A 16,457-nucleotide genomic window follows, 5' to 3' on the forward strand; every position below is an offset into this window, starting at 1 on the left:
CCGGCTGTGGGGTCCAGCCTAGAGACCGTGCCGGGCCACCCGGCCCCCGGGGTCTGCTACGCCCAGCTCGGCGGCGAGGTAGGGCGCGGTGACGCTGCCCGGCGCCGCGGCGACCTGCGCCGGGGTGCCCGCGGCCACCACGGCGCCGCCGTCACCGCCCGCGCCGGGGCCGAGGTCGATCACGTGATCGGCCTGCGCCACCACCCGCATGTCCAGCTCCGCGGCGACCACGGTGTTACCGGCGTCGACCAGCCGGAACAGGTGCGCGAGCAGCCGGTCGGTGTCGGCCGGATGCAGGCCGGCGGTCGGCTCGTCGAGCACGTAGAGGGTGCCGCCGCGGGCGGCGCGCTGCAGTTCGCTGGCGAGTTTCACGCGCTGCGCCTCGCCGCCGGAGAGCTAGGTCGCGGGCTGTCCGAGGCGGAGGTAGCCGAGCCCGACGTCGACCAGCGCCTGGATGGGCTGGCGCACGGCGGGCTCGCCGTCGAAGACCTCCAGCGCCTCCTCGACGGTGAGGTCGAGGACCTGCGCGATGGTCCGCCCCTCCCACTCGATCTCCAGGGTCTCCGGGTTGTAGCGGCTGCCGTGGCAGTCCGGGCACGGGCTGTAGACGCTCGGCAGGAACAGCAGTTCCACCATCACCCAGCCCTCGCCCTCGCAGGTGGGACAGCGGCCGCCGGCGACGTTGAACGAGAACCGGCCTGGCTTGTAGCCGCGCTTGCGCGCCTCGGGGGTGGCGGCGAAGCACTTGCGGATGTGATCGAACATGCCGGTGTAGGTGGCGACATTGGAGCGCGGGGTGCGGCCGATCGGCTTCTGATCGATGCACACGACGCGTTTGACGTCGCCGAGATCGCCGCGCACCTCGCCGCCGACCGGCGCCGCGGTCTCGGCGAGCATGTCGTCGTCATCGGGCTCCGCCACGCTCACCGGCTTGCCCAGCCGCTCGCCGACGAGTTCCGGGATCGCCTGCGCGACCAGGCTCGACTTCCCCGCCCCGAACACCCCGGTCACCGCGGTGAAACGGTGCAGCGGGACGGTCACGGTCTCCTCGTGCAGGTTGTTGCGGGTCACCCCCACCAGTTCCAGTTCGCCGCCGGTGTCGCGCGGTGACCGGGGCGCGGGGCGCGCGCCGTCGCCGAAGAGGTAGCGCCGGGTCACCGACCCGGCCACCTCGGCGAGGCCCGCGGGCTCACCGCTGTACAGCACCCGGCCACCCCGGGTGCCCGCACCGGGCCCCAGGTCGACCAGCCAGTCGGCCGCCTCGATCACGTCCAGCGAGTGTTCGACGACGAAGACGGTGTTCCCGCGCTCCTTCAGGCCCGCGAGGATGCCGCGCAGCGCGTCCCGGTCGCGCGGGTGCAACCCGGCCGACGGCTCGTCGAGCACGTACACCACGCCGAAGAGCTGCGATGACAGCTGAGTCGCCAGCCGTACCCGTTGCAGTTCGCCGCCGGACAGCGTCGGGGTGCTGCGGGCGAGCGACAGGTACCCCAGACCCAGCTCGATCATCCGCCGCAGCCGCTCACCGAGGTCGGCCACGAGGCGCTGCGCCGCCGCGCGCTTCTCCACCGACATGTTCGGGGTGTGCCGGACGTCCGGGGCGGAGGCGTGCGCCGCCCCGCCGGCCGCGACCCGCTCGGCGACCGCCTCGCCGCGGGCCCGCGCGTCGAGCGCCGCCCCGGACTCGGCGGGCGCCCAGTCCGGATCGGCGACGCGGGCGCACAGTTCGGCGAGGCGCGCCATCGGCAGGCGCGACAGTTCGGCGATGTCGAGTCCGTCGAAGGTGACCGCCAGCGACTCCGGCTTCAGGCGCTTGCCGTGACACGACGGGCAGAGCGCGGCCCCGACGAACTGGGCGACGCACTTCTTCACCGAACCGCTCTTGGTCTTCGCGAAGGTCTCCAGCACGTACTGCTGCGCGCCGACATAGGTGCCCTTGTACGCCGGTTCGACGCCCTGTTCCCGCAGCCGGCGGATCTTCTCCGGGGTGGCGTCCCGGTACACGTGGACGGTCGGGCGTTCGTCGGTGAAGAGGATCCAGTCGCGGTCGGCGCGCGGCAGGTCGCGCCAGGGCACGTCGACGTCGTACCCGAGGGTGACCAGCACGTCGCGCAGACTCTTGCCGTACCAGGCCGGGGGCCACGACGCGATGGCGCCTTCACGGATGGTGAGGCTCGGGTCGGGGACCATGAGTTCTTCGGTCACCTCGTAGACGCGGCCGATGCCGTGACACCGCGGGCAGGCGCCCTGCGGGGTGTTCGGCGAGAAGTCCTCGGCGTACAGCATCGGGGCGTCGGCCGGATAGTCGCCGGCCCGCGAATAGAGCATCCGCAGCAGACTCGACAGCGTGGTCACACTGCCGACCGACGACCGGACGCTGGTGCCGCCGCGCTGCTGCTGCAGCGCCACCGCGGGCGGCATGCCCTCGATGGCGTCGACGTCGGGCACGCCGGCCTGGTCGATCAGCCTGCGGGCGAACGGCGCCACCGATTCGAGATAGCGGCGCTGCGACTCGGCGAAGAGCGTCCCGAACGCCAGCGACGACTTCCCCGACCCGGAGACCCCGGTGAAGACGACGAGCGCGTCGCGGGGGACGTCGACGTCGACGTCGCGCAGATTGTGTTCGCGGGCGCCGCGCACCCGGACGGTGTTGTGCAAGTCCACGCCGGTCATGCTCGCCGGTCGGTGTCCCCGTCGTCTCCGGAATCGCCGTTCTCGGTCAGATCCATCCCGTTGTCGAGCGCATCCCACATCTCGCGTTCGCTGGCCGGGACCTGCTCCCGCTTCTCCCGCTCGGCGAAGACCCGGCGTTCCAGCTCGTCCCGGCGCGCGGCCGGCGACGTGTACTTCGACGACGACCCGCCCGTCCCGGAGGCCGACCGCATCATGAACACGGCGGCGACCACCGTGCACACGACGGCGACGAGGACCACCACGGCCGGGAAGGTGGCGGTGGTGACGGCGATGACGTCACGAGAGGCGGGTAGATCGATCGCCTGCGCCGCGTACGCGCTGTTCTTTCCCCCGGCGAGCAACGAGATCGCCGGGTACGACACGGTGACACCGATGATCGCGACGACGACGGCGACGATGCGGAGCCCGATCCCGTGCAGCACGAACTGCACGGCGAGCGCGGCCAGCAGGACGATCGCCACCGCGACCAGCCAGGGACTCCAGTTGGAGCCCTTGACCGCGTCGAAGTGCGGCGCCCCCTGCAAATCCTCCGAGGCCACCGTCGCCCACCGCATCCGGGACGAGATCCACAGCAGCAGCGCCGCGACGATCAGCAGGATCGCGGCGATCGCCCGGCGGCGTCGGTCCGGCGGCGCGGCCTTCTTGTCGCGGGTCGCGGTCGCGGGAACCTCCGCGCCGGACGGGCCGCTCACCGGCCGGCTCCCTCGGCGGCGACCGGCATCATCGTGCCGGCCGCGGCGACGGCCCCCAGGACGGCCATCGCCTTGTTGCGGGCCTCGGTGTACTCGTATTCGGCGTTGCTGTCGGCGACCACGCCCGCACCGGCCTGGACGTAGGCCCGGCCCGGGGTCATCAACGCGGTGCGGATCGCGATGGCGGTGTCGGCATCGCCGGCGAAGTCGAGGTAGCCGACCACGCCGCCGTAGAGTCCGCGCCGGGTGAGTTCGCTGTCTTCGATCAGTTCCATCGCCCGGACCTTGGGCGCCCCGGTGAGGGTGCCGGCCGGGAAGCAGGCGGTGACCGCGTCGAGCGCCCGCTTGTCCTCGCGGAGCTGCCCGGTGACCGTCGACACCAGGTGCATCACGTGGCTGTAGCGTTCCACGCGCCGGTAGTCGTTGACCCGGACGGTGCCCGGCCGGCAGACCCGGCCCAGGTCGTTGCGCCCGAGATCGACCAGCATCAGGTGCTCGGAGTTCTCCTTCTCGTCCTCCAGCAGCCCCTTGGCCAGCAGGACGTCCTCCTCCTCGGTGGCACCGCGCCAGCGGGTGCCCGCGATCGGATGCGTCGTCGCGACGCCGTCGCTCACCGTGACCAGAGCCTCCGGCGACGAACCGACGATGCTGAAGGGCTTGGCGCCGACACCGCTCGCGGTGATCCCGGGCAGCCGCAGCAGATACATGTACGGGCTCGGGTTCGACGCCCGCAGCACCCGGTACACGTCGATCGGGTCGGCATCGGTAGCGATCTCGAAACGCATCGACGGCACCACCTGGAACGCCTCACCGGACTCGATCGCGTCGATGAGACCGTCGATGATCGGGGTGAATTCGGCGAGTGTGCGCTGGCAGTTGTAATCGGGGGCGGGCCGGTCGAAGGTCGACACGGTCGACGGTGCCGGGGCCGCCAGGGCCGCGGTCATCGCATCGAGGCGGGCGACGGCATCGTCGTACGCGTCGTTCGCCCGCTCGTCGCTGCCGTCGAAGTTGATGGCGTTGGCGATGAGCGTGATGGTGCCCTCGTGGTGGTCGAACGCGGCCAGGTCGGCGACGAGCAGCCAGAACATGTCCGGGAGTCCGAGATCGTCGACCGTGCTCGACGGGAGTCGTTCCAGGCGCCGGACGAAGTCGTAGGCCATGAACCCGACGAAACCACCGGTCAGCGGTGGCAGGCCGGCGAGCCGATCGGTGTGCAGCAGGCGCAGCGAAGCGTCCAGGGCTTCCAGCGGGTCGCCGTCGACGGGGGCGCCGGCGGGCACGGTCCCCCACCAGTGCGTCTGCCCGTCGACGACGGTCAGCGCGGACGGCGAGCCGGCCCCGATGAAACTCCATCGCGACCACGACTGGCCGTTCTGGGCGGACTCCAGCAGGAAGGTGCCCTCCTTGTCGCCGGCCAGCTTGCGGTACGCCGACAGCGGGGTCTCCGAATCGGCGAGCAGCTTCCGGGTGACCGGGACGACGCGGTGGTCGGCGGCCAGATCGAGGAAGGTCTCGCGGGTGGTGGTGTGTGCGGCGCCGGTCATCCCAGCGGCACCCCGCCGACTCCCCACTGGGTGCGCGGCACCTCGGTGATGGTGACCCACACCGAGTCGGGATTCTTGCCGGTGGCCCGCGCGTAGGCCTCGGTGACCGCGGCGATGGTCTCGTTCTTGACCCGGTCCGAGAGGCCCGGGGTCTGGGAGATCTGGATGAGCGGCATGGCTCGGCCCTTCTGTGGTGTGGCGTTCTGGAGGTCTAGGTCGTGTTGCGAAAATCCCTTTACGGGCCTCGTCGGCCCGATGAACGGCTGGCTGCGTTGTCGTCGGTCAGGATACCTGCCGGTATCCCTCCCTCCTCCGCCTTGCCATCCGCCCATCGGACTCGCCGAATGCCTCGCAGAAGACTTTCGCAACACGACCAGGCGGCGCGGGTCAGTCCGCGAACCGCAGCGGCTCGGTGTCGAAACAGCTGTGGTTGCCGGTGTGACACGCGGCGCCGGTCTGATCGACCGTCAACAGCAGGGTATCGCCGTCGCAGTCCAGGCGCGCATCGTGCACGTACTGGGTGTGACCGCTGGTCTCGCCCTTGACCCAGTACTCCTGTCGTGACCGGGAGTAGTAGGTGGCGCGGCGGGTGGCGAGGGTGCGTTCGAGCGCCTCGTCGTCCATCCACGCCATCATCAGCACCTGACCGGTGCCGCGTTCCTGGGCGATGGCGGCGAACAGGCCGTCGTCGTTGCGCTTGAGCCGCGCGGCGAGCTCTTCGGGGAGGGCCATGGGATCTCCTGGTCAGTCGTGGGCGTGGCGGACGACGATGCCGTCGGCGGCCATCGCGGCCTTGACGTCGCCGATGGTCAGCTCGCCGAAATGGAACACCGAGGCGGCGAGCACGGCGTCGGCGCCGGCGTGCACGGCCGGCGGGAAGTGGGCGGCGGTGCCTGCGCCCCCGCTGGCGATCACCGGGATGCTGACGGCCTCCCGAACGGCCTCGATCATGCGCAGATCGAAGCCCTCCTTGGTGCCGTCGGCGTCCATCGAGTTGAGCAGGATCTCCCCCACCCCGAGTTCTTCGCCGCGGCGAGCCCATTCGACGGCGTCGATCCCGGTGCCCTTGCGGCCGCCGTGCGTGGTGACCTCCCAGCCGGACTCGGTGGGCTCGTGCTCCGCCTCCGCCGCCTGTGTCCGCGCATCGACCGACAGCACGATGCACTGCGAACCGAAGCGGCGGCTCATCTCACTGAGCACCTCGGGCCGGGCGATCGCGGCGGTGTTGACGCTGACCTTGTCCGCGCCGGCCCGCAGCATGGCGTCGACGTCGTCGACGGTGCGGATACCACCGCCGACGGTCAGCGGAATGAAGATCTGATCGGCCGTGCGCTTCACCACATCGATCATCGTCGAGCGGCCCGAGCTCGACGCGGTGACGTCGAGGAAGGTCAACTCGTCGGCGCCCTCGGCGTCGTACCGGGCGGCCAGCTCGACGGGGTCGCCCGCGTCGCGCAGATTCTGGAAGTTCACACCCTTGACCACCCGGCCGCCGTCGACGTCCAGGCACGGGATCACTCGTACGGCCAGGCTCACTTGTCATGCCTCTCGGTCGGGTACTGCGACGAATCCTGCGGCCCGAAGGCCAGGGTCTGCGGGGGCGGCCACTCACCGGCCGCGATCACGTCGAGCAGTTCGGCGTGGACGCCGGGGGCGGCGGCGACCAGCGACGGCGTGCTGACCGTCCAGGGCCGGCCGTGGATGTCGGTGGCCAGTCCCCCGGCGGCGCGCACCAGCGCGACCCCGGCGGCGTGGTCCCACGGGTGGCGGCCGTACGACACCGCACCGGCCAGCTTCCCGGCCGCCACGTACGCCATGTCGGTGCCGGTGGAGCCGTGCATCCGGATCCGCGCGTGGCGGCGGGTGATCTCGCCCTGCACGCGGGCGCGCTCGGCTCCCGGGAACATCCCGCCCTGGTCGACGTAGTACGACACGTAGCCGATCGCCGAGGAGTGCAGCGTCCCGGCGCCCAGATCCGGGGCGGGACGGCCGTCGATCAGCAGCGGCCCGCCCTGGTGGGCGGCGAAGCGCTGGTCCTGGCCGGGCAGCCAGGTGAGGCCGATGACCGGCTCGCCGTCGACCACCAGAGCCAGCAGCATCGCGGTGAGCGGCAGGCCGGTGGAGTAGTTGAAGGTGCCGTCGATCGGGTCGAGCAGCCACACCGCGCCGCGGCTCGGATCCGGGCCGCCGAACTCCTCGCCGTGCACCTCGATTCCGGTGCGCGCCACCAGGTCCCGTGTGATGCGGCGTTCGAGCGCGAGATCGAGTTCGGTGGCGAAGTCGGTCCCGCCCTTCGAGTGCGCGCTCGGTGCGCCGAGTCCGCCGAGGAATTCCGGGACGGCCTCGTCGAGCACCGTCGTCGCGACGTCGAGGAGACCCGCGAGGTCGCCGGGGGCCGTCACGTCGCTCATCGTCCTTTGCTCCGAACGTCTACTTCTCGAGCGCCTACCGCGCCGCCGCGGCGACGGCGGCGAGCGCCTCGGGCAGGGTGAAGCGGCCGGCGTAGAGCGCCTTGCCGACGATCGCGCCTTCCACACCGAGCGGAACCAGACCGGCGATCGCGGTCAGGTCCTCGATCGCGGAGATGCCCCCGGAGGCGACGACCGGCGCATCCGTGCGCCGGGCCACCTGCTCGAGCAGTTCCAGGTTCGGGCCGGTGAGCGTGCCGTCCTTGCTGACATCGGTCACCACGTACCGCGCGCAGCCGTCGGCGTTGAGCCGGTCGAGGACCTCCCAGACCTCCCCGCCCTCGGTGACCCAGCCGCGGCCGCGGACACGATAGCTGCCCTGTTCATCGCGCAGGACGTCCAGGCCGACGGCGATGCGGTCACCGTGCTCGGCGATCGCCCGCGCACACCACTGCGGGTTCTCGATCGCGGCCGTGCCGAGGTTGACCCGGGTACAGCCGGTCGCGAGGGCCGCGGCCAGCGACGCGTCGTCACGGATACCGCCGGAGAGTTCCAGCTTCACGCTGAGTTCGGCGGCGACCTCGCTGATCACCGCGCGGTTGTCACCGCGGCCGAACGCCGCGTCGAGGTCGACCATGTGAATCCACTCGGCGCCGCCGCGCTCCCAGGCGAGGGCGGCGTCGCGCGGCGAGCCGTACGGGGTCTCCGAGCCCGCGGCGCCCTGCACCAGCCGGACGGCCTGTCCGTCGACGATGTCGACGGCGGGCAGCAGTTCGAGGATCTGGGCCATCGGGTGGGTCACTTCTCTTTCGGTTCTCGGGAGGGGGTGGTTCCGGCGGGCGGGTCGTCGCGACGGGCGCGCAGTTCGTCGATCTCGCGCTGCACTCCGCGCAGCTCGCGGCGGGCGACGACGGCCAGCACGACCACCATCAGCACCACCGCCGCGATCGCGACGGCCAGCGCGACGGTCACCGTCATGGTCGAGATCCACCAGACGATCGGGATCGCGATCAGCAGCACCAGGGCCGCCGCGCCGAGCGAGCGGGCGACCATGCGGCCGAACGAGAACTCGTCGGCGGCGCTGGGGCCCGGCGGTTGCCGTGTCACAGGGTCGCCACCCAGTTGGCCAGCAGCCGCGCACCGACGTCCCCGGACTTCTCCGGGTGGAACTGGGTGGCCCACAGCGGACCGTTCTCGACGGCGGCGAGGAACGGCGCACCGTATTGCGTCCACGTCAGCTTCGGCGCCGTCAGCGGCGACCCGCCGCTGTCCATCTCCCACGACTGGGCGGCGTAGGAGTGCACGAAGTAGAAGCGCGCGTCCGGAGCGATCCCGTTGAACATCATCGAGTCCTCGGGGGCATCGACGGTGTTCCAGCCCATGTGCGGCAGCACCGGCGCGGGCAGTCGGGTCACCGCGCCCGGCCACTCGCCGCAGCCGGCGGTTTCGACGCCGAACTCGACGCCCTCGTCGAACAGGATCTGCATACCGACGCAGATCCCGAGCACCGGGCGGCCGCCGGCCAGCCGCCGGCCGATGATCCGGTCGCCGCGCACCGCGCGCAGCCCCGCCATGCACGCCTCATAGGCGCCCACGCCGGGAACCAGCAGGCCGTCGGCGTCCAGGGCGGTCTGGAAGTCGGAGGTCACCTCGACCACGGCGCCGGCCCGCTCCAGCGCGCGCTGCGCGGAGCGGACGTTGCCGGAGCCGTAGTCGAGGAGCGCGACTGTGGGAAGCGGCCCGCTCGCGGAGTTAATATTGAGCCCCGCCGAAGTGCTCCCGGCGCCGGTCGGGTCGGTCACAGCGTTCCCTTGGTCGACGGGATGCCGGTGATCCGCGGGTCGGGTTCGACGGCCGCGCGCAGCGCGCGGGCGACGGCCTTGAACTCGGCCTCGGTGATGTGATGCGGGTCGCGGCCGTACAGCACCCGCACGTGCAGCGCGATCCGGGCGTTGAGCGCCAGCGACTCCCAGACGTGCTGATTGATGACGGTCGCGTACGAGGTCACGGGGCCTTGGTCACCGCCGCTGTAGCCCGCGCCGATGACACTGGTCAGCATGTGTTCGGGCTCACCGGTGAACACGCAGTACGGACGGCCGGAGACGTCGACCACGCCCTGCACCAGCGTCTCGTCCATCGGGATCCAGGCGTCGGCGAACCGGCGGATACCGGCCTTGTCGCCGAGCGCGTCGGCGATCGCCTGGCCGAGCACGATCATCGTGTCCTCGACCGTGTGGTGCGCCTCGATCTCGATGTCGCCCACCGACCGCACGGTCAGGTCGAACCCGCCGTGCGCGCCGAACGCGGTCAGCATGTGATCGAAGAACGGCACCCGGGTGGAGATGTCGGTCTTCCCGGTGCCGTCCAGGTCGATCTCGACGGTGATCGACGACTCGCGCGTCGTCCGTTCGATCCGTGCGATGCGGCTCATGGCCGGGCCTTTCGGTCGGAAGTGGCAAGAACGCGACTGACGTCCAGGAAGACGTCGTTCTCGGCGGGCAGGCCGATCGTCACCCGCAGGCGGCCGGGAATGCCGACGTCGCGGATCAGCACGCCGTGGTCGAGGTATCGCTGCCACGTCGCGGGAGCGTCGGCGAACTCGCCGAACAGCAGGAAGTTGGCGTCCGAGTCGATCACGTCGTACCCCATCGCGGTGAGTTCCCGCGCCACGCGCTTGCGCTCGGCGACGATCGCGGCGACCCCGGCGAGGGTCTCGCTACTGTGCCGCAGCGCGACCCGCGCGGCGGCCTGGGTCAGCACCGACAGGTGGTACGGCAGGCGCACCAGTTGCAGGGCGTCGATCACCGCGGGGGATGCGGCGAGGTAGCCGAGACGGCCACCGGCGAACGCGAAGGCCTTGCTCATGGTGCGGCTGACGATCACCTTCGCGGGGTACTCGTCGATCAGGGCGACGGCGCTGCGCCGGTCGGAGAACTCCGCGTACGCCTCGTCGACGATCACGATGCCCGGTGCCGCATCGAGAAGGCGCCGCAGGTCGTCGAGGCCGAGGGAGCCGCCGGTCGGGTTGTTCGGCGACGTCACGAAGACGACATCGGGCCGCTGCGCGACGATCTCGCCGACCGCGTAGTCGATGTCGAGACCGAAGTCGGCGGTGCGCTTGGCGTCGAGCCAGGTGGTCTGGGTGCCGTCGGCGATGATCGGGTGCATCGAATACGACGGCGTGAAACCCAGCGCGGTGCGGCCCGGCCCGCCGAAGGCCTGCAGGATCTGCTGCAGGATCTCGTTGGAACCGTTCGCCGCCCAGATGTTCGCCACGCTCAGCGGGATACCGGTCGCGCCGGACAGATAGTCCGCGAGATCGGTGCGCAGCGCGACCGCATCGCGGTCGGGGTAACGGTGCAGGACCGTCCCGCAGTCGGCGACGGCCTCGGCGAGGTCCTCGACCAGCGCCGGGCTGGGTGGGTGCGGGTTCTCGTTGGTGTTCAGGACCACCGCGACCTGCAGTTGCGGCGCGCCGTACGGGCTCTTGCCGCGCAGGTTCTCGCGCAGCGGCAGGTCGTCGAGGGTGGTCGTGCCGCTCACCGGCCGGCCCCGAAACGCACCGTGACCGCGTCGCCGTGCGCGGGCAGATCCTCGGCCTGGGCGAGGGTGACCACCTGGTCGGCGACCCCGGCGAGCGCGTCGCGGTCGTAGTCGATCAGGTGCACGCCGCGCAGGAAGGTCTGCACCGACAGACCCGACGCGTAGCGCGCCGAACCCGACGTCGGCAGCACGTGATTCGACCCGGCGCAGTAGTCGCCGAGGCTCACCGGAGAGTAGGCGCCGACGAAGATCGCCCCGGCGCTCGTCACCCGCTCGGCGACGTCGCGGGCATCGCGGGTCTGGATCTCCAGGTGTTCGGCGGCGTAGGCGTCGACCACGCGCAGGCCGGCCTCCAGGTCATCGACCAGCACGATGCCCGACTGCGGCCCGCCCAGCGCCTCGCCGACGCGCTCGGTGTGCTTGGTGGCCGCGGCCTGTCGTGCCACTTCGGCGTCGACCGCCCCGGCCAGCTCCTCGCTGTCGGTGACCAGCACCGACGCGGCGAGCACGTCGTGCTCGGCCTGGCTGATCAGGTCGGCGGCGATCAGCGCCGGATCGGCGGAGTCGTCGGCCAGAATGGCGATCTCGGTGGGGCCGGCCTCCGAGTCGATGCCGACCACGCCGCGCACGAGGCGCTTGGCAGCGGTCACATAGATGTTCCCGGGACCGGTGATCAGGTCGACCGGGTTCAATTCGCTGCCGTCGGTGTCGGTGCCGCCGTAGGCGAGCAGGGCCACGCCCTGGGCACCGCCGACGGCCCAGACCTCGTCGACGCCGAGCAGCGCGCAGGCGGCGAGGATGGTCGGGTGCGGCCAGCCGCCGAAGTCGGCCTGTGCGGGCGAGGCGACCACCAGCGAACCGACGCCGGCTTCCTGCGCGGGCACCACGTTCATGACCACCGACGACGGGTACACGGCGTTGCCACCGGGCACGTAGAGACCGACGCGGCGGACGGGGATCCACTTCTCGGTCACGCTGCCACCGGCGACCACATCGGTGGTGACCGTCGCCCGGCGCTGATCGGCGTGCACCAGCCGGGCGCGGCGGATCGACTCCTCCAGCGCCGCGGTGATCGCCGGATCGAGCGCGTCACGCGCCTGCGCGATCACCTCGGCCGGCACTCGCACCGACGCCGGCCGGACCTTGTCGAACCGCTCGGTGTAGTCGAGGGCCGCGGACGCTCCATGCTCGGCGATCGCCTCCACCACCGGCGTGACCACCGGAAGAACGGAGTTGATGTCGGTACCTCCGCGCGGCAGGGCACGACGCAGCTGGCTCAGCGTGACGTCGGTGCCGCGCAGATCGGTTCTGGCGAGCATGAAGTGGTTGTCCTCTGGCGTTGGCTTCGAATGTCCTTTAAGGATATGCGCCGCCAGCAAACTCTTTCCAACCAGTCCTGCGCTGAGCGTAACCGTGGCGCTCGAGGCCTCCCCACCCCGGTCGTGTCGCGGGTCTTCTTCCGTCTCGCCTGTCGTTCGGGGCCCGCGACGCGCAAGTGGACCCGCGACACGCGGCCACGTCCCGTGACCGCCGACGGGCCGGCGCGATCTACGACGCCGCCGGCGATTCGTCGTCGAGGAACCGCCAGATGTCGGCCTCGGTCAGACCGGCCTCCCGTTCGGCGGGCTGGAGAGCGATGCGATATCCCGCGCGGCGGAGGGTCGACTGCCGTAGAGACGCAATCCGCCCGATATCGGTAAGGATATCGGGTGCGAGTTCGCCGCTGTCGAGTGCACTCATCGCACTACTCCTCTCCGACCAGCATCGTCGCGCGCCACCAGCCGACATTTCGATCATACTGCGGCGCCAGAATGACGTAGCCAAGGTTTCTGCCGAGAAGAATTTCGCACTGTTCCGGATAGCGCGACACGTCTTCCAGCGCCGCCGCCGGGTTCCGGCCGGGACGTCGACATCGAGCAGAATCGGATCGGCCCGATTCTTGACCGGGTATGTCCGCATCCGACTGGTCGACAAGAAGCCGGCTTCCATTCGTGGCTGCCCGACGATTCGATCCAGATCGTGCCCGTCGTTGAGTCCGAATGTCGCCCGGATACCGACGACCCGGGTCACGTGCATAGCGCGCGTCAGAGGTATTGCCGCGAGTACCGCGTCGAGACTCGCCGTGCGCGAACGGGCGTAGTCCGCCGATCGACGCGACAGCGTCGCGCCCCGCAGCCACCCGTTGATCACCGCGTGACCCTCACCGGTGCAGTCGACGACATGCTGCCGATACCGCCCGCGCAGACCGCGCACATGCGCACGACTGACCGCCAGCCATCGCGGATCAGGCCCCTCCCCCGACAGGTCCATACCGTCGACGATCGCCCGCCGATCGTTTCGGCGGAAGTGCCCGCCACTGCGGCCTGTGGACAGCCGTGTTCATCCACAGCGGCGCGGGCCGGCCCTTGCTGTTCGGGGTGTGTTGTGTTCGGGCACACGCCCCGAGCAACGATCGCGTCGGCTATAGAAGGCGCTCGTCCTGCCGGTAGACATGTCCCTCGTAAGCCACCGGGGTCGCGGTATCCATCGACAGAGTCCAGATCGGGTTCTTGTCACCGGGAGGCGAAGGCGGCAAGACCGTCCGGGGTGGAGACCAGAACCCGGTACCGTCCGAGCCGGCGACGCTCCACAGCAGCTGGTCGTCCAGATCCATGACAGGCCGATCCTGACCCGACCGTGACGTATTCCCGGCCGGTCGAATCCGCGGGCGGGTATTCGACCATGTCGCCAGGCTCGGTCCGGCCGATTCCGGATCACTACGTCACAGTCGGGACAGAAGCCGCGCGCGACCCCAGCGCGACTGCACGCCGGTCAGACGATCTTCGCCCGCACCCTCCGCGCGCCCGCGCCGAGTCCCACCGCGACGGCCGCGGAGATCCCGGACAGCGCCAGGCGCCGCGTGCGCTGTTCGGCGCAGGTTGCGATCGCCGATTCGCTGCCGTGGCCGTCCGCGCCCGGGCTCGACAGCACCGATCCGCACGTCAGCGCCGCACTGCCGTAGCCGACCGTCGAACCCGAGAGAAGCAGCATCACGGCCGCACCGGCGGCCACGAACGCACCGATCCACAGAACCAGTGCCGCGATCACGCGCGGGCCGGGGCGGAATCGGAGCGTCTCCACCGGGTACTTGTCGTAGTAGCTGCCCACGGGCGGTGACTCTACCGCGGGGACGTCGAATATCGGCGCCGGTCAGGACTGCGTCCGGCTCGGCGGGCCGCGGTGGCGCCCGGAACCCGGCGCGCCGGCAGCGCGTCCGCCGATCGCGAGCGAGCGCCCGCAGGCCTGACATCGTCGTCGAGTGCACTCATCGGGCTCCCTTCTTCCGCGACCTTCGTGAGCCGGTCACCCGAGTCGAGGCCGCACGTATGCACTAGACCGACGAACCGAATCAGCACGGCCGAGACGCCGGGTCCGCGAACGGACGAACGCCGCCGACCGCCGCGGCAGATGTCCGGACCGGATCGGTCAGCCGATCAGATACACGAGACCCAGGCCGTCGCGGGTCAGTCCGGCCGTGAACTCCTGGGCGGCCGCCAAATAGTGGTTCACATAGTCGGCACTCGAGTTCCACCGGCCGATCAGCGCAGCCTTCTCGTCGTCGATCGGCTCGACGCGCGCCAGGTCGAGGGCGATCGCCGCGACCACGTCCGGGCCGTGTACCGCGGTGAACGGACTGTGCGCACCGCACCCGGTCTCGCTCACCGCACCGCGCACCAGCTCGAACGCCATCCGCGGCCGCGGATGCGGATCGTCTCGGGCCGGCACGAACAGCCGCTGCAACTCGTACCAGCATTTGTCGAGGTACAGCATGCGCGGACGATCCTCGTCCCGCGCCCAGGCATCCATGAGCGGGTCGTCGGACAAGAAGGGCCAGGGATCGAGCCGGGCGGCGCTGACCTGATCGGGCCGGATCGGATAGGCGTAGTAGCGGATTCCCATGCCCCGACGATCCCGCGACCCTGACACCGCCGAAACCCCGGAATCCGCTGCCTGTGGACGACATCGGCTGTCCACAGACCGCGCTGAGAGAGCCTTGACAATGCGCGTCGCTTCGGCTGCTTCCGATACCGGCCTCGAACGATCGGCGTTCTCCTGGACGCCGGACCGTAGTCTGCCCCTATGCCCGCCTCACTGATCACCGTGCATGCCGAGCTCGAGGAGCTGGAGCCACCGGTCACCCGGGACCTGCAGATCGACGGATCATCGACGCTGGCGGACCTGCACCACGCACTCCAGATCGCCTTCGGCTGGCGCGACGTCCACGCGCATCTCTTCCGGGACCGCGATCGGCACGACCCCACCGCCGCGCACTGGGGTGATCCGCATCGGCTGACCGAGCGCGACGTCGTCGCGCTGCGACCCGAATCCACGACGACCGTTGCCGACGCCCTGGCCGGCGGCACGCTCTGGTACGACTACGACTTCGGCGACGGCTGGTGCCACCGCCTCACGGCCGGCGCCCCGACCACCGCGATCGGGACCACGCGCCCGGTCACCCTCATCGGCGGCTCCCGCCGCGGCCCGATCGAGGACTCCGGCGGCCCGGCCGGCTACACCGACAAACTCGCGGTGCTCGACGACCCCGATCATCCCGATCACGACCGGATCGCCGACTGGGCGGCCGCGGTCACCGGTCCCTGGTTTCCACCGACGCCGGAGAGTTTCGACGCCGAGGCGATCCAGGCCGAGTTGGACGGCTTCTTCGGGTTCGGCGCCGACGAGCGCGATCCGCACGACGTGTCGGGTCTGGTGGCCGCCGACGACCTGCGCCGCCCCGGCGACCTGTCCCCCGAGTCGCTGCTCGTCGATTTCGCCGCCGGACTTCCCGCAACGCTGCGCTCGGAGTTCCGTCGATACGCACGACGCACGGGACTGCTGGAACCGGTCGAGGTGGACCCGGAGGTCCAGGCGCGGCTGCTGGCACCGTTCGCCTGGTTGCTCGACGCGGTCGGACCGGACGGGATCGCGCTGTCGGAGGCCGGACGGCTGCCGCCCGCGGTCATGCTCGACGGTATGACGACGCTGGGCCGGCACGACTCCCGGCTGGGCGCAAGCACCCGGGAGCGGTCGACCGTGCCGATCCGCGCGCTCCACGAGGCGACCGTCCGGCTGGGTCTGGTCCGGGTGCTGGAGGGACGGCTCGTCCGTACCGCGCACGGCGCCCGCGCCGCGGCCGGCCCGGAGCACCTGTGGGACGCGCTCACCGCCCGACTGCTCACCAAGCTCTCCCCCGGCGCGCAGGTCGCCGCGACCGCCCTGTTGCTCAGCTATGCCGACGGTCGTGCGCAGCCCGGTGCCGGCCGGCCCGACCCGCGGTGGCGTGAGGTCGCCTTCGCGCTCGAAGCGTGTGGCTGGGCGCCCGGCGATCGCTCCGGGGAGTTCGACCGGTGCGCCGTCGCCGAGATCGTCCGGCCGGTCCAGAACGTGCTCGACTCGCTGGGCTCCACCCGGGGCGACGCCGGATGGCCGCGGCCCGCCGAGCCCGAGCCGCACGTCGCCGACTTCGCGCGCGCCGCGCTGCACGGCACCGCCGCCCTGCGGTCCGGTACCGCCTCGCGGTATCGGCGATAGCG

At 71.1% G+C, this 16,457-nt stretch carries 16 protein-coding genes and 1 pseudogene; 1 reads left to right on the plus strand and 16 read right to left on the minus strand.

The window, feature by feature from the left end; all coding sequences use genetic code 11:
• Positions 1-18: 18 nt before the first annotated feature.
• From MYK68_RS12200 to MYK68_RS12275, 16 genes and pseudogenes are all read right to left on the minus strand, one after another.
• A pseudogene (locus tag MYK68_RS12200) lies at positions 19-2,673 on the minus strand (excinuclease ABC subunit UvrA).
• Positions 2,670-3,386: a TIGR02234 family membrane protein gene (locus tag MYK68_RS12205; protein ID WP_247863963.1), complete on the minus strand. Its 717-nt coding sequence runs from the start codon at positions 3,384-3,386 to the stop codon at positions 2,670-2,672. Before MYK68_RS12205 ends, MYK68_RS12200 begins: the two are co-directional and overlap by 4 nt.
• Positions 3,383-4,933, minus strand: coding sequence for an anthranilate synthase component I (locus MYK68_RS12210; protein ID WP_247863964.1), 1,551 nt, complete (start codon positions 4,931-4,933; stop codon positions 3,383-3,385). The genes MYK68_RS12205 and MYK68_RS12210 overlap by 4 nt, the downstream gene beginning before the upstream one ends.
• Complete coding sequence (locus tag MYK68_RS12215) at positions 4,930-5,109, minus strand: tautomerase family protein (protein WP_005935191.1); 180 nt, start codon at positions 5,107-5,109, stop codon at positions 4,930-4,932. The genes MYK68_RS12210 and MYK68_RS12215 overlap by 4 nt, the downstream gene beginning before the upstream one ends.
• Before the next feature lie 211 nt (positions 5,110-5,320).
• Positions 5,321-5,665: a phosphoribosyl-AMP cyclohydrolase gene (gene hisI / locus MYK68_RS12220; protein WP_247863965.1), complete on the minus strand. Its 345-nt coding sequence runs from the start codon at positions 5,663-5,665 to the stop codon at positions 5,321-5,323.
• Between the two features lie 12 nt (positions 5,666-5,677).
• Positions 5,678-6,469, minus strand: coding sequence for an imidazole glycerol phosphate synthase subunit HisF (hisF, locus tag MYK68_RS12225; protein ID WP_247863966.1), 792 nt, complete (start codon positions 6,467-6,469; stop codon positions 5,678-5,680).
• The gene (locus MYK68_RS12230) at positions 6,466-7,344 is read right to left on the minus strand and encodes an inositol monophosphatase family protein (RefSeq protein ID WP_247863967.1); all 879 of its coding nucleotides are present in this window, start codon (positions 7,342-7,344) and stop codon (positions 6,466-6,468) included. Before MYK68_RS12230 ends, hisF begins: the two co-directional genes overlap by 4 nt.
• A gap of 34 nt (positions 7,345-7,378) precedes the next feature.
• The gene (gene priA / locus MYK68_RS12235; RefSeq protein ID WP_247868039.1) at positions 7,379-8,131 is read right to left on the minus strand and encodes a bifunctional 1-(5-phosphoribosyl)-5-((5-phosphoribosylamino)methylideneamino)imidazole-4-carboxamide isomerase/phosphoribosylanthranilate isomerase PriA; all 753 of its coding nucleotides are present in this window, start codon (positions 8,129-8,131) and stop codon (positions 7,379-7,381) included.
• 8 nt (positions 8,132-8,139) lie between these two features.
• A complete protein-coding gene (locus MYK68_RS12240; protein WP_247863968.1) occupies positions 8,140-8,448 on the minus strand; it encodes a hypothetical protein in 309 nt (102 codons plus the stop codon).
• Positions 8,445-9,098: an imidazole glycerol phosphate synthase subunit HisH gene (hisH, locus tag MYK68_RS12245; protein WP_247868040.1), complete on the minus strand. Its 654-nt coding sequence runs from the start codon at positions 9,096-9,098 to the stop codon at positions 8,445-8,447. Before hisH ends, MYK68_RS12240 begins: the two co-directional genes overlap by 4 nt.
• Before the next feature lie 41 nt (positions 9,099-9,139).
• Positions 9,140-9,772, minus strand: a complete 633-nt coding sequence (hisB, locus tag MYK68_RS12250; RefSeq protein WP_247863969.1) for an imidazoleglycerol-phosphate dehydratase HisB — start codon at positions 9,770-9,772, stop codon at positions 9,140-9,142.
• Entirely contained in the window at positions 9,769-10,884 is a 1,116-nt protein-coding gene (locus MYK68_RS12255; protein ID WP_247863970.1) for a histidinol-phosphate transaminase, read from the minus strand. The genes hisB and MYK68_RS12255 overlap by 4 nt, the downstream gene beginning before the upstream one ends.
• Positions 10,881-12,203 carry a histidinol dehydrogenase gene (gene hisD, locus MYK68_RS12260; protein WP_247863971.1) on the minus strand — a complete coding sequence of 441 codons (1,323 nt, stop codon included), beginning with the start codon at positions 12,201-12,203 and terminating at the stop codon, positions 10,881-10,883. Before hisD ends, MYK68_RS12255 begins: the two co-directional genes overlap by 4 nt.
• Before the next feature lie 229 nt (positions 12,204-12,432).
• Positions 12,433-13,194, minus strand: a complete 762-nt coding sequence (locus MYK68_RS12265) for a hypothetical protein (protein WP_247863972.1) — start codon at positions 13,192-13,194, stop codon at positions 12,433-12,435.
• Between the two features lie 501 nt (positions 13,195-13,695).
• A complete protein-coding gene (locus tag MYK68_RS12270; RefSeq protein WP_247863973.1) occupies positions 13,696-14,031 on the minus strand; it encodes a hypothetical protein in 336 nt (111 codons plus the stop codon).
• Positions 14,032-14,349: 318 nt separating this feature from the next.
• Positions 14,350-14,823, minus strand: a complete 474-nt coding sequence (locus MYK68_RS12275) for a hypothetical protein (protein WP_247863974.1) — start codon at positions 14,821-14,823, stop codon at positions 14,350-14,352.
• Between the two features lie 180 nt (positions 14,824-15,003).
• Between MYK68_RS12275 and MYK68_RS12280 the strand changes: the two genes are divergently transcribed.
• The gene (locus MYK68_RS12280) at positions 15,004-16,455 is read left to right on the plus strand and encodes a plasmid pRiA4b ORF-3 family protein (RefSeq protein WP_247863975.1); all 1,452 of its coding nucleotides are present in this window, start codon (positions 15,004-15,006) and stop codon (positions 16,453-16,455) included.
• Positions 16,456-16,457 lie beyond the last annotated feature (2 nt).

Source organism: Gordonia sp. PP30, from assembly GCF_023100845.1.
GTDB lineage: Bacteria > Actinomycetota > Actinomycetes > Mycobacteriales > Mycobacteriaceae > Gordonia.

What these genes read in the sequence shown, in the direction of transcription:
- MYK68_RS12210 (WP_247863964.1), bottom strand. Translation starts at nt 4,933, where the DNA reads ATGACCGGCGCCGCACACACCACCACCCGCGAGACCTTCCTCGATCTG.
- MYK68_RS12215 (WP_005935191.1), bottom strand. Translation starts at nt 5,109, where the DNA reads ATGCCGCTCATCCAGATCTCCCAGACCCCGGGCCTCTCGGACCGGGTC.
- hisI (WP_247863965.1), bottom strand. Translation starts at nt 5,665, where the DNA reads ATGGCCCTCCCCGAAGAGCTCGCCGCGCGGCTCAAGCGCAACGACGAC.
- MYK68_RS12230 (WP_247863967.1), bottom strand. Translation starts at nt 7,344, where the DNA reads ATGAGCGACGTGACGGCCCCCGGCGACCTCGCGGGTCTCCTCGACGTC.
- priA (WP_247868039.1), bottom strand. Translation starts at nt 8,131, where the DNA reads ATGGCCCAGATCCTCGAACTGCTGCCCGCCGTCGACATCGTCGACGGA.
- hisB (WP_247863969.1), bottom strand. Translation starts at nt 9,772, where the DNA reads ATGAGCCGCATCGCACGGATCGAACGGACGACGCGCGAGTCGTCGATC.
- hisD (WP_247863971.1), bottom strand. Translation starts at nt 12,203, where the DNA reads ATGCTCGCCAGAACCGATCTGCGCGGCACCGACGTCACGCTGAGCCAG.
- MYK68_RS12265 (WP_247863972.1), bottom strand. Translation starts at nt 13,194, where the DNA reads ATGGACCTGTCGGGGGAGGGGCCTGATCCGCGATGGCTGGCGGTCAGT.
- MYK68_RS12275 (WP_247863974.1), bottom strand. Translation starts at nt 14,823, where the DNA reads ATGGGAATCCGCTACTACGCCTATCCGATCCGGCCCGATCAGGTCAGC.
- MYK68_RS12280 (WP_247863975.1), top strand. Translation starts at nt 15,004, where the DNA reads ATGCCCGCCTCACTGATCACCGTGCATGCCGAGCTCGAGGAGCTGGAG.